Below are 12,755 nucleotides of genomic sequence, written 5' to 3'. Positions count from 1 at the left end.
GCAGGACACATGGCACCTGCCGGTGAGATAGACCACATACCATCCATGCGCCCGATGCGCCCGTGGGCTACCTGGATAAAGTCGATGCTCAGACCCGCTCACACCCTGGAGCGGGCGTCAACGTAGACGAGACGGTGAGCTGATGGATCTCTTCGAATACCAGGCGAAGGAATTGTTCGCCAAGCATGGCGTACCAACCTCCGCAGGTCGTGTCACGGACACGGTCGCCGGAGCAACAGAAATTGCCAAGGAAATCGGCAAGCCAGTAATGGTCAAGGCGCAGGTCAAGGTCGGCGGACGCGGCAAGGCCGGCGGCGTCAAATACTCCAAGGACGTCGCAGCAGCCACCGAGAACGCAGAAGCGATTCTCGGACTCGACATCAAGGGCCATGTCGTCAAGAAGCTTCTCGTTGCAGAAGCATCCGACATCGCCGAGGAGTACTACATCTCCTTCCTGCTCGACCGCACCAACCGCACCTACCTCGCGATGTGTTCGGTCGAGGGTGGCGTGGAGATCGAGGTGACGGCAGTAGAGAACCCCGATGCACTCGCCAAGATTGCCGTCGATGCCGTCAAGGGCGTCGACCTCGCTTTTGCTCGTGAGATCGCTGAAAAAGGCAAGCTTCCCGCCGAGGTGCTCGATGCCGCAGCGGTGACCATCCAGAAGCTGTGGGAGGTCTTCATCAACGAAGATGCTCTCCTGGTCGAGGTCAACCCGCTGGTTCGCACCCCGGACGATGAGATCCTCGCCCTCGACGGCAAGGTCACGCTCGACGAGAACGCAAGCTTCCGTCAGCCCGGCCACGCGGACTTCGAGGACAAGGACGCTGCCGATCCCCTCGAGGCCAAGGCCAAGGAAAACGACCTCAACTACGTCAAGCTCGACGGACAGGTCGGCATCATCGGAAACGGTGCCGGACTGGTCATGTCGACCCTCGACGTCGTTGCTTACGCAGGCGAGGCCCACGGTGGCGTCAAGCCCGCCAACTTCCTCGACATCGGTGGCGGCGCCTCGGCCGAGGTCATGGCTGCAGGACTCGACGTCATCCTCGGTGACGAGCAGGTCAAGAGCGTGTTCGTCAACGTCTTCGGCGGCATCACCTCTTGCGACGCGGTTGCCAACGGCATCGTCGGCGCACTGAAGAAGCTCGGTGACGAGGCCAACAAGCCGCTGGTGGTTCGTCTCGACGGCAACAAGGTCGAAGAAGGACGCAAGATTCTCGCCGACGCCGCGCACCCGCTGGTGACGCTCGCCGAGACCATGGACGAGGGCGCCGACAAGGCCGCCGAGCTGGCTGCGAAGTAGAGGAAACCATGTCAATCTTTCTGAACAAGGACAACAAGGTCATCGTCCAGGGCATCACCGGCGGCGAGGGCACCAAGCACACCGCTCTGATGCTCAAGGCCGGCACCCAGGTCGTCGGCGGCGTCAACGCACGTAAGGCCGGAACCACGGTCAAGCACGTCGACAAAGACGGCAACGACATCGAACTTCCCGTCTTCGGCACCGTCGCCGAGGCAATCGAGAAGACCGGCGCGGACGTCTCCATCGCTTTCGTGCCGCCGGCATTCGCCAAGGACGCCATCGTCGAAGCGATCGACGCGGAGATCCCGCTGCTCGTCGTCATCACCGAGGGCATCCCCGTGCAGGACTCCGCTTACGCGTGGGCCTACAACGTGGAGAAGGGCAAGAAGACCCGGATCATCGGACCGAACTGCCCCGGCATCATCACCCCCGGTGAAGCTCTCGTCGGCATCACGCCCGCCAACATCTCCGGCACCGGGCCCATCGGCCTCGTCTCGAAGTCCGGCACGCTGACCTACCAGATGATGTTCGAACTCCGTGACTTCGGCTTCTCGACGGCCATCGGCATCGGCGGAGACCCGGTCATCGGTACAACGCACATCGACGCCATCGAGGCGTTCGAGAACGATCCCGAGACCAAGATCATCGTCATGATCGGTGAGATCGGTGGCGACGCCGAAGAGCGCGCAGCCGACTACATCAAGGCCAATGTGACCAAGCCCGTCGTCGGCTACGTCGCAGGCTTCACCGCTCCCGAGGGCAAGACCATGGGCCACGCAGGCGCCATCGTCTCCGGGTCCTCGGGTACGGCTCAGGGCAAGAAGGACGCTCTCGAGGCCGCAGGCGTCAAGGTCGGCAAGACGCCGTCCGAGACCGCTGCACTTGCTCGCGAGATCCTCGAATCGCTCTCCGTCAAGTAGCTTTCACCTTCGAAAGGCCCGTCACCGGTGGTGGCGGGCCTTTTGTGTGCTCACCGCCCGACCCCCGCCCGCTTGAATGGCGCACTCGAGCTATCAGATCGTATGAATGGCGCATCGAAGCGATCGATCTGCTGTTCCCGCACGGTCTTTGGGCCACACCGTTGCGGTGTCACCTGCGCTGGTCGACGCTGGGCGAGGTGTCGCATCGGGTCCGTAGACTAGCGTGGTCCGTGGACCCAATTTCGACGTAGAAACATGAGGTGAGTGTCATGACCTATCCGCCCGAGGGCCCAAACTCAGGTTCGCCCGGTTACGGAGCCGGCGGATACGGCAGCCACGGCCCGTCCTACGGTGCGACCCCACAGGGGCCATCGCCACAGGGTCCATCGACACAGGGTCCGTCACCACAAGGTCAGTCATCGCAGGGGCCCACTTCACAGGGTCCGTCTCAGCAGACGCCAGGGCAGCAGTCGTACTCGCAACCAGGTCAGTACTCGCCGTCGCCTGCTTCGAATATGTCGCCTGCTTCGAAGACGCCGTTGCCGCTGCCACGGATTCTGACGCTGGTCGTCGCCGCTCTTGGCGGGATCGGTTTTCTGGTCGGCCTGGCCGGCCAGTACTCGGCGTTCGACGTGTCCAGTAACTTCTTCCAGTTCGGCAACGGTGACCCCACTTCGATCGCACTGCTGTTGGCCTCGGGGCTTGTGGCAGCGGTCGGGTTGCTACCCAAGCAGTCGAGCACCATCGGAATCGCAGCAGCGTTGGCGGTTTCAGGGTGGCTGACGCTGGTCTTCCAGTCCTTCAATATCGACTCGGGCGGAGGAATGGGTAGCTCGATCGGTCTGGGAACTGGCGCCATCATCGTCTTGGTACTCGGATTCTTTCAGTCCCTTGCTGCGATCGCCGCACTTCTGTTCGGTGCGGATGTTCTGAAAGTGCCTGCACCTAAGGATGTTTCGTACGGCCAGCAGAATCAGTTCCAGGGTTATTCGCCAACTCCGGGCTACCGCCAGCCTGGTCAGCAGCCACCGAATTACGGTTATGGTCAGCCACAGCAGAGCTATGGAGGCCCGGTTCAGGGTGGTTACGTTCCACCGACCTACCCGGGACAGCCTGCACCCAATCAGCCTGCCCGCGGACAAAATCCGTCCGGCAGCCTCGGTTACCCGGTCGACCCGCAGCAGCATGGTGCAAGCGGGCCGACGGGCTCTGCCGATCAGTCTTCGCCGTACAGCCAGTACCAGTACGGCCAACCGCCGGTGGGTTCTGCTGGATCAGGAGCGCCTCAGCATGCAGTCTCGCCCGAGACACAGGCAGTGCCGACGGATCAGCAGTCCGGAGGGCCGTCCACGCCCACCGAGAGTGGCTCGACCGGTGGGCCCTCCTACAGTGAACCCACCCAGGCGTTCGGCACCACTCCCGCCAACGACGACGAGAAGTAGGGATCTTCGGCGCGCCTGATCCATCGCCTCGCCCGATGGTGAAACCCTCATCCCTGATGAGCGCTCTACTGAATCATGAGAGACGGCGTACGCGGCACCCGGCACAGCAGCGTCCGCCGTTGCTGACCCCTGCCCAGTCCAGAATGTTGGTCCGGGTCGGCTTCCGGGTTCCTGGCCTCTTGATAGCAATCATTGTTTCTCTCGTTCTGGTCACGCTCGTCTCCGCCAACAGTGAGCTCACCGGGACGCTCGGCGCGATTGCAGGCATGTGGTTCGCCGTGCATCAGGTGCCGTTGAGTATTTCCGGAACCTCGCTCGGAGTGTTTCCGTTGCTTCCGACGATTGTGCTCATGGTCGTCGTCGCCCGCGGTGTCCACCGGGTGTCCACGGAGTTCTCGACGCGTCGAGAACTGGGATCGATCTTCGCTGCCGCCGTACTAGGGCCACTGCTCGTCACCGCGGTCGCGTTGGCTGTCGCCACCGATGCCTCGGCAGCGATCGGCCTGTCGAGCCCTAATGCGTTTCACGCGTTCGCTTGGGTCGCCGGAATTCATGCCGTCGCTGCCGCCATCGGTGTGGTGATGGGAAGCTGGGATTCGCTCGGCTTGGCCCCGAGGGTCCCAACCTGGGTGGGGGAGGTCGTGCGGCCGACGATTCGTGCCGCGATGGTCCTGATCGCAGGCGGCGCAGCTATATCCCTCGCGGCGATGGTCGCGTCATGGTCGACGATGGAGATGCTTCTCGACGCCGGGAACGGATTCGTCGGCTTCCTCGGGCTCACCGTGCTCTCGATCCTCTATCTACCCAATGTGGTGCTCGGAACTTCCGCGGTATCGGTGGGATCCGCGGCGCATGTCGGCGAAGCCTCGGTCAGCCTTTTCCACACCGCAGCCGGTCCACTTCCGCCGCTCCCCGTTCTTGCGGTTCTGCCGGAAGGGTCAGCGCAGACGGCGTGGTTCCTGATGCTCGTGGTCCCGATCACCGCTGCTGTCATGCTCGGCCGCGATTGCGCGCGTCGAACCGTCGACGTGCATTACGCAATGTCCTCCGTCTGGCTCGGTGCAGCGGCATTAGGGATTCTCGCGGCAGTGGGCGGCTTCGCGGCAGGCGGAAGCCTGGGGACGTTCGGCACCGTCGAAATCACGGCGTGGTCGTTCGGATTGTTGACGTTCGCGTGGTTGGCGGTGGTCGGGTCACTGGCTGCCGCCCTCACTGCATGGCGTGGGGGATCGAAGCACGACGAACCGCTGCCCGAGAAAACTGAGCGCACAAGCGAGCAGCCTGTCCTGACGCCTCGTGCCCAGTCCGCCGATGCCCAGACCATCGATGCCCAACAGCCAGCCGAGACCCCACCCGTCGTCCATGAAGAACACGCTCTGGATGCCGAGATAATCGACGTGCCCGAGGCCGTAGACGTGCCTACGATTGCGCCAGAACCCGAAGCGGCTGCATCGGCAGCCGAAGATGTCGTCGAGGCAGAGGTTGTGGACTTGGTTGCGCCACCGACGTCGGACGTGGACGAACCGGTCGAGGTGAAGTCCACAGAGGACCTGCCCGTCAAGCCTGCAGAGAGCAGCGACTAGTCTTTGTGCTGGCCCGGATCGACGGGCAACCACGACGATTCTCAGGAGAACTGCGCTGACTGCCTCGCGTGAGCACCGAGCACGAGTCGTTGTCCTCGCTTCGGGCACCGGCACGCTGTTGCAGTCGCTGATCGCAGCGGCTGCGGTGGACTCCTACCCAGCACGCATCACCGCCGTCGGCGTCGACCGCGAGTGCGACGCTGTCGAGCATGCACGTGCGGCTGACATCACCCACTTCCGTGTAGGGCTTCGTGATTACGCGGATCGCTCGCAGTGGGACGTGGCACTCACCGAATCCGTCGCGAAGCATCAGCCGGATCTCGTCGTCACCGCCGGATTCATGAAGATCCTGGGCCCGAGCTTCATCGATGCTTTCGCCGGGCGCATCATCAACACGCACCCGGCGCTGCTGCCGTCGTTTCCCGGTGCACATGCTGTTCGGGACGCGATCGAATACGGCGTCAAGCTGACTGGGTCGACGGTGCACCTCGTGGACTCGGGTGTCGATACCGGACCGGTCTTGGCCCAAGAGGCCGTGGCAGTGCTTGAAGGCGACAGTGAATCGTCGCTGCACGAGAGAATCAAAACTGTGGAACGACGGCTGCTGGTCGATGTGATCGCGGCCGTGGCCACCCGAGGTGTTGTCTCCGATGGACGAAAGGCTCAGATTAGGCGATGAGTGAACGTAAAGCAGTGCGGCGTGCGTTGGTCAGTGTTTACGACAAGACCGGACTGATCGAACTCGCGACCGGTTTGCACAGCGCAGGCGTCGCCCTCGTGTCCACCGGTTCCACGGCGTCGAAGATCGCCGACGCGGGGATTCCGGTCACCAAGGTCGAGGATCTCACCGGCTTCCCTGAGACGCTCGACGGCCGGGTCAAGACCCTGCACCCACGCGTTCATGCCGGAGTGCTCGCGGATACTCGACGGCCCGAGCATCTCGCGCAGCTCGAGGAGCTCGGTATCGAGGCGTTCGAGCTCGTTGTCGTCAATCTTTACCCGTTCACCGAGACTGTTCGTAGTGGCGCGACCGAGGACGAATGCGTCGAGCAGATCGACATCGGTGGTCCGTCGATGGTTCGCGCTGCGGCGAAGAATCATCCTTCGGTGGCCGTCGTTGTGGACCCGGCCAGGTACGAAGATGTTCTTGCTGCAGTGTCCGGTGGCGGATTCACTCTCGCCGAACGCACTGCCCTTGCGGCGCAAGCGTTTGCGCACACTGCGTCGTACGACGTCGCAGTCGCATCGTGGATGAGTAGTGTGCTCGTGAGTGATCCCGAGACGACATTCCCCGGGTGGATCGGGGGCACGTGGGACCGGTCTGCAGTGCTTCGGTACGGCGAGAATCCGCACCAGGCTGCTGCGTTGTACATCGACCCAGCGGGTGACGGCATTGCGCAGGCGAAGCAGTTGCACGGTAAGGAGATGTCGTACAACAACTTCACCGACGCCGACGCCGCGTGGCGGGCCGCGTTCGACCACTCTGCGCCGACCGTCGCGATCGTCAAACATGCCAACCCGTGCGGTATCGCGTTGGGCGAGAACATCGCCGAGGCCCATCGCAAAGCACACGCCTGTGATCCGGTCAGCGCATACGGCGGCGTCATCGCAGCCAACCGCGAGGTGACCGTCGAGATGGCGGAGCAGGTAGCGGAGATTTTCACCGAGGTCATCGTCGCGCCGTCGTACGCTGATGGTGCGTTGGGAGTTCTTCAGCGTAAGAAGAACATTCGTGTGCTTCTTGCTACGCCGCCGTCACCGCAGGGTATAGAGCTGAAGCCTATTTCTGGCGGCACGCTCCTGCAGCAGCGCGACGCGATCGACGCCGATGGTGACAACCCGGCCAACTGGACCCTCGCAGCCGGTGAGCCGGCCGACGAACAGACGCTGAATGACCTCGAATTCGCTTGGCGTGCATGTAGAGCGGTCAAGTCCAACGCGATACTTCTCGCCCACGACGGCGCCTCGGTCGGCGTCGGAATGGGTCAGGTCAATCGCGTCGATGCGGCTCATCTGGCGGTCCAGCGGGCTGGCGAACGCGTCGAAGGTTCGGTCGCGTCCTCGGATGCCTTCTTCCCGTTCCCCGACGGGTTGCAGGTGTTGCTGAGCGCAGGGGTGCGCGCTGTTGTACAACCCGGCGGATCGGTACGTGACAACGAGGTCATCGCCGCCGCTCAGGATGCCGGCGTCACGTTGTACCTGACGGGTGCACGGCACTTCGCGCACTAGAGTTCGCAGTTGTGCATCCCCGCTCTTCGGGACGCCCGAATCAGGGTAGGGGGTGCACAAATGTGCGAACGCTCGTAACGTGGTGAAGTGACCTCTACCAAACCTGGCATGACCACCGTCGGCGAACTGCGCGCATCCGGACACGTACAGCGTTCGGTCAAGGAAGAACTCCGAGACAATCTGCTCGACGCCCTTCGTGAAGGGACGTCTGCGTGGCCGGGAATCGTCGGATTCGACAGGACGGTTCTGCCACAGCTCGAGCGCGCCATCATTGCCGGCCATGACGTCGTTCTGCTCGGGGAGCGGGGGCAAGGCAAGACGCGCCTGCTGCGTACCTTGCACCTGTTGCTCGACGAGTGGTCGCCTGTGATCGAGGGCTCCGAACTCGGCGAGCATCCCTACGAGCCGATCACTCCGGCGAGCATCAGGAAGGCCGCCGAGTTCGGCGAGGCACTGGGCATCGGTTGGCGCCACCGCAGCGAGCGGTATGCAGAGAAGTTGGCGACGCCCGATACCTCTGTTGCAGACCTCGTCGGCGACGTCGACCCGGTCAAGGTCGCCGAAGGTCGAAGCCTCGGTGACCCGGAGACCATTCACTTCGGATTGGTACCACGAAGCCACCGCGGAATAGTCGCGATCAACGAACTCCCCGATCTTGCCGAGCGCATCCAGGTCTCCTTGCTCAACGTCATGGAAGAGCGCGACATCCAGGTCCGCGGATACACCCTCCGGCTGCCCCTCGACGTGTTGCTCGTCGCGAGTGCGAACCCCGAGGACTACACCAATCGTGGACGCATCATCACGCCGCTGAAGGACCGCTTCGGCGCGGAGATCCGCACGCACTACCCGATCGTGCTGGGCGACGAGGTCTCGGTCATCGAGCAGGAGGCCGAGCTGACAGCGACGGTCCCGTCGTATCTGCTCGAGGTTCTGGCACGCTTCACCCGACTTCTGCGTGAGTCGCCGTCGATCGATCAGCGTTCGGGTGTGTCGGCGCGCTTCGCGATCGCGGCGGCCGAGACCATCTCGGCTGCGGCCATTCATCGCGCTGCCGTGCTCGGCGAGGCCGATGCGGTAGCGCGTCCGGTAGATCTGGGCACGATCATCGAGGTTCTACGCGGCAAGGTCGAGTTCGAATCAGGGGAAGAGGGCCGCGAGGTCGAGGTACTCGAGCACCTGTTGCGTCGTGCAACGGCCGATACCGTCCGTGAGCGACTCGGTGGAATCAACCTGGCCCCGTTGGTGACAGCGATCGAGCAGGGCGAGCCGGTGGTGACGGGCGACCGGATCACCGCCAAAGCGTTGCTCGGAGAGCTTCCCGATCTGGAGGTGCTCGACGAGGTTTCGGCACGGCTCGATGCTTCTTCCGATGGCGAGCGGGCCGCGGCAACCGAACTTGCACTCGAAGGGCTGTACCTGGCTCGCCGGATAGCCAAGGATCCCGACGAAGACGGTCAGACGGTGTACAGCTGATGTCGGCCAGCAGATACGGTCGATATCACGGAGGACCCGATCCGCTGGCGCCTCCCGTCGATCTGAGGGAAGCACTCGAATCGATCGGCAACGATGTCCTCGAGGGGGCATCTCCGCGCAGGGCTCTGCAAGAGATGTTGCGACGCGGTACGCAGAACATGCGTGGTCTCGATGATCTCGCGGCCCAAGCCAACCGTCGTCGTCGAGACATGTTGCGTAAGAACAATTTGGACGGCACGTTGCAGGAGGTTCGCGAGCTCCTCGACAAGGCTGTGCTCGAAGAACGCAAGACGCTCGCTCGCGCACTGGACGACGATGCGCGCTTCAAGGAGATGCAGATCGGTGATCTGTCACCGTCCACCGCGCAGGCAGTACAGGAACTGGCTGACTACGACTGGCGCTCGTCCGAGTCGCGGGAGAACTACGAGAAGATCAAAGATCTGCTCGGTCGCGAGATGCTCGATCAACGCTTCGCCGGCATGAAGAAGGCGCTCGAAGGTGCGACCGATGAGGACCGGCAGGCGATCAGCGAGATGCTGAAAGACCTGAACGAGTTGCTCGACGCGCACAACAAGGGCGAGGACACGGACGCGCAGTTCGACGAGTTCATGAACAAGCATGGGCAGCACTTCCCGGAGAACCCACAGAACGTGGAAGAGCTTCTCGATTCGCTTGCGCAGCGAGCAGCGGCAGCTCAGCGACTGAGAAACTCCCTCAGTCCGGAGCAACGCGCCGAGCTGGACGCGCTGGCGCAACAGGCTTTCGGTGATTCGAATTTGCTGAGCCAGCTCGACCAACTCGATCAGAACCTACAGGCGGCAAGGCCAGGTGAGGATTGGGACGGATCGCAGGACTTCCGCGGTGAGAACGGTATGGGCCTCGGCGATGGCACGGGTGCGCTGCAGGACATCGCGGAGCTGGAGAATCTGGGAAACCAACTGTCGCAACAGTACAACGGCGCTGCGCTGGACGATATCGATGCGGAATCGCTCCTGAAGCAGCTCGGCCCGGAAGCTGCAGCGGATGCACGAATGCTGTCGGAACTCGAAAAGGCTTTGCAGCAGCAGGGTTTCATGGACAAGGGAGCCGACGGTCAATGGCGGCTGTCGCCGAAGGCGATGCGTCAGCTCGGACAGTCGGCGCTCCGCGATGTCGCAGGCAAGATTTCCCGACGCGGTGGCGAGCGAGATACCCGTAAGGCGGGCGCGATGGGGGAGCCGACCGGGGCGTCGAGGGCATGGGAGTTCGGTGATACCGAGCCGTGGGATGTCACGCGGACGGTCAACAACGCGGTGTTGCGCACAGCGGCCCAAGGATCGAGTTTTCCGGTGTCCTTGCGGGTCACGGACGTTGAGATCAGTGAGACCGAAACTCGAACGCAGGCGGCCGTCGCGCTGCTCGTCGATACGTCTTTCTCGATGGTGATGGACGGCCGGTGGGTGCCGATGAAGCGCACGGCGTTGGCGCTCGAGCATCTGGTGAGCACACGGTTTCGGGGCGACGATCTACAGTTGATCGGGTTCGGGCGTCACGCGCAGAAGTTGACGGCGTCGGAGTTGGCGGGCCTGGACGGTGCCTACGATCAGGGCACGAACCTGCACCACGCCTTGCTGTTGGCGGGTCGGCATCTGCGACGACACCCCAACGCTCAGCCGGTGGTGCTGATCGTGACGGATGGCGAGCCGACGGCGCATCTGGAGCCGGACGGGAATGCGTATTTCGACTATCCGCCGAGTCCGCGCACTCTGGGTCTCACGGTCCGTGAGCTGGACAATATTGCGAAACTCGGTGCGCAGGTGACCATTTTCCGTCTTGGTGACGATCCGGGGCTTGCACGTGTCGTCGATCGGATGGCCGAACGGGTCGGTGGGCGGGTCATTGCGCCGGATTTGGATGGTCTCGGAGCAGCGGTGGTCAGCGACTATCTGAAGCGGCGTCGGAAGTCCTGAGTCTTTGGTGGGCTTTCTCGACTGTCATGCCGCGTTGACGACGGTGCGATCTCCGAGCGGGCTGTGCAATGTCATCTGCATCGTGCCGTATACGGCCACCATGATGCAGGCTTTGTCTGCCGCTTCCTGACGTGTGCCTGTCCGGAGTGCGATCACCACTTCGGTATCGGTTTCGGTGACCTTCGCGTCGGCGCCGTAGCACTCAGGCGTCCCGGTGACGAAGTGGATGGCGATGGTGTTGGGAGAAATCTGACTCCACGATTCGAACGGTGTCGGCGCTGCGCGAATCAGTTCGGGTGTCGATTCGAACATCGTCCCGACCTCTCCGACAGGGACCTCGACGGGAACAGGTGGGGAACTAGGGGAGCGCATCGGGTCGGTGGCGGCCGGACTGCTCGTGGTTTCGACGTCGACGCTGCCTGCCGTCGTCGCCTCGCTCGCGCAGCCGACGAGCAGGACGCACATCAGTACTCCCGCAGCCAGAAACCTCATGCCTCCAAGGTAGCGCCGTGAGCTGAGTAGAACCTTTGGGTTGCGCAAGAGTTGTCCTCAGGCCAACAATGCCGTGACGAGTGCGATGGCAGGGATCGAGAGAAGTGTTGTCACGAAGGCTGTGTCCCTGGCCATGACGACGCCGCGGTTGTATCGGCTGGCAAAAACGAACACGTTCTGCGCCGTGGGGAGAGCAGAGATGACGGTGATGGCGAAAAGCTCGTGTCCCTCGACGCCGAGGAGCCGAGCCAACAGGTAGCCGAGGACGGGCTGCAGAATCATCTTCAAGCCGGTGGCGAGCGCTACGTCCCGTCGCGGACTGGCGCCCTTCTGGAGTACCCGGGTCCCGTACAGCGACAGACCGAAGGCCAGCAGTGCGCCGGGGACGGCGGTTCCCGCGACGAGTTCGAACGGTTGCATCAGGGCTTCGGGCAGTTCGAGTCCGGTGATGGACAGGGCGAGACCGAGTCCGCCGGCAAGCACGATCGGGTTCTTGAATGGCGAGATGAGGATATTGCGTACTGACGCCTTCTTGCCCATCGTCGAGATGTCGAGAATCGTCAGCGCAAGCGGCGAGTAGATCATGATCTGAAAGAGCAGGAGTGGGGCAACGAAAGTTGCGTCACCGAGCACGTAGACGGCGATCGGGATTCCGAGATTCGCGGCGTTGACATACGACGAGGCGAGGCCGCCGATCGTCGCTTCCGGGGTAGCCCGTTTCAACACCAGCTTGGCGGTGAGCAGATAGATGGACCCGACCACCAGCGCGGACACCCCCGCGACTGCGAGGGTCGGCGAGAGAATGACCGCGAGATCCGACGTCGCCATCGTGACGAACAGCAGGGCCGGCGTCGCGACGAAGAAGACGAGTCGGCTCAGGACGAATTGGCCGTGGTCACCGAGAACCCCGAGTCGCGCCAGCATGTATCCCAGCGCGATGACGACGAAGATGACCGTGAAGCCTTCGAGAACTCCGGACATGAAGGTTTCAGGGTCTCGATTCGGATCGGTAGTGGGGCGCCTCTAACTTTAGTGGCTCACGAGAAAGGCCACGCACCCGAAGGATGCGTGGCCTTTCTGGAAAGACTGTGATCAGCGGCTGGTGAACGGCAGCAGTGCCATCTCACGAGCGTTCTTCACTGCGACGGCGACCTGACGCTGCTGCTGCGGCGTGAGGCCGGTGACGCGACGGCTACGAATCTTGCCGCGGTCGGAAATGAACTGACGAAGAAGGTTGATGTCCTTGTAGTCCACCGTGGTGACCTTGGCGGCGTTCAACGGGTTCTTCTTGGGTCGACGGCCAACCTCTGCGCGGACCTTCTTCGACGGTGCTCTCTTGACTGCCATCTCTACCTTTTCCC

At 62.9% G+C, this 12,755-nt stretch carries 11 protein-coding genes; 8 read left to right on the top strand and 3 right to left on the bottom strand.

What is annotated here, in order from left to right; translation table 11 throughout:
- Window positions 1–142: 142 nt before the first annotated feature.
- The 8 genes from sucC to ABIB36_RS00525 all read left to right on the top strand — a co-directional run bounded on the left by sucC (window position 143) and on the right by ABIB36_RS00525 (window position 10,902).
- Window positions 143–1,306: an ADP-forming succinate--CoA ligase subunit beta gene (gene sucC, locus ABIB36_RS00560; RefSeq protein ID WP_084347775.1), complete on the top strand. Its 1,164-nt coding sequence runs from the start codon at window positions 143–145 to the stop codon at window positions 1,304–1,306.
- Window positions 1,307–1,314: 8 nt separating this feature from the next.
- Entirely contained in the window at window positions 1,315–2,226 is a 912-nt protein-coding gene (gene sucD / locus ABIB36_RS00555; RefSeq protein WP_084347777.1) for a succinate--CoA ligase subunit alpha, read from the top strand.
- Between the two features lie 515 nt (window positions 2,227–2,741).
- Window positions 2,742–3,668, top strand: coding sequence for a DUF5336 domain-containing protein (locus tag ABIB36_RS00550; RefSeq protein ID WP_143542175.1), 927 nt, complete (start codon window positions 2,742–2,744; stop codon window positions 3,666–3,668).
- Between the two features lie 56 nt (window positions 3,669–3,724).
- A complete protein-coding gene (locus ABIB36_RS00545) occupies window positions 3,725–5,251 on the top strand; it encodes a cell division protein PerM (protein ID WP_084347782.1) in 1,527 nt (508 codons plus the stop codon).
- Window positions 5,252–5,288: 37 nt separating this feature from the next.
- Complete coding sequence (purN, locus tag ABIB36_RS00540) at window positions 5,289–5,930, top strand: phosphoribosylglycinamide formyltransferase (protein ID WP_084347784.1); 642 nt, start codon at window positions 5,289–5,291, stop codon at window positions 5,928–5,930.
- A complete protein-coding gene (gene purH, locus ABIB36_RS00535) occupies window positions 5,927–7,480 on the top strand; it encodes a bifunctional phosphoribosylaminoimidazolecarboxamide formyltransferase/IMP cyclohydrolase (RefSeq protein ID WP_084347786.1) in 1,554 nt (517 codons plus the stop codon). The genes purN and purH overlap by 4 nt, the downstream gene beginning before the upstream one ends.
- Before the next feature lie 108 nt (window positions 7,481–7,588).
- A complete protein-coding gene (locus ABIB36_RS00530; RefSeq protein ID WP_502944867.1) occupies window positions 7,589–8,953 on the top strand; it encodes a sigma 54-interacting transcriptional regulator in 1,365 nt (454 codons plus the stop codon).
- Window positions 8,953–10,902, top strand: coding sequence for a vWA domain-containing protein (locus ABIB36_RS00525; RefSeq protein ID WP_354558870.1), 1,950 nt, complete (start codon window positions 8,953–8,955; stop codon window positions 10,900–10,902). The genes ABIB36_RS00530 and ABIB36_RS00525 overlap by 1 nt, the downstream gene beginning before the upstream one ends.
- Window positions 10,903–10,926: 24 nt before the next feature.
- Here ABIB36_RS00525 and ABIB36_RS00520 read toward each other — a convergent pair whose 3' ends face one another.
- The 3 genes from ABIB36_RS00520 to rpsR form a co-directional block, all read right to left on the bottom strand.
- A complete protein-coding gene (locus ABIB36_RS00520; protein ID WP_084347792.1) occupies window positions 10,927–11,394 on the bottom strand; it encodes a hypothetical protein in 468 nt (155 codons plus the stop codon).
- Window positions 11,395–11,451: 57 nt separating this feature from the next.
- The gene (locus tag ABIB36_RS00515; protein ID WP_354558869.1) at window positions 11,452–12,375 is read right to left on the bottom strand and encodes an AEC family transporter; all 924 of its coding nucleotides are present in this window, start codon (window positions 12,373–12,375) and stop codon (window positions 11,452–11,454) included.
- Window positions 12,376–12,486: 111 nt separating this feature from the next.
- The gene (rpsR, locus tag ABIB36_RS00510; RefSeq protein WP_084347795.1) at window positions 12,487–12,741 is read right to left on the bottom strand and encodes a 30S ribosomal protein S18; all 255 of its coding nucleotides are present in this window, start codon (window positions 12,739–12,741) and stop codon (window positions 12,487–12,489) included.
- Window positions 12,742–12,755: the final 14 nt, after the last annotated feature.

The organism is Rhodococcus sp. UYP9, assembly GCF_040547235.1.
In the GTDB taxonomy this organism is placed as follows: domain Bacteria; phylum Actinomycetota; class Actinomycetes; order Mycobacteriales; family Mycobacteriaceae; genus Rhodococcoides.
This window is presented reverse-complemented; position numbering and strand designations above follow the sequence as displayed.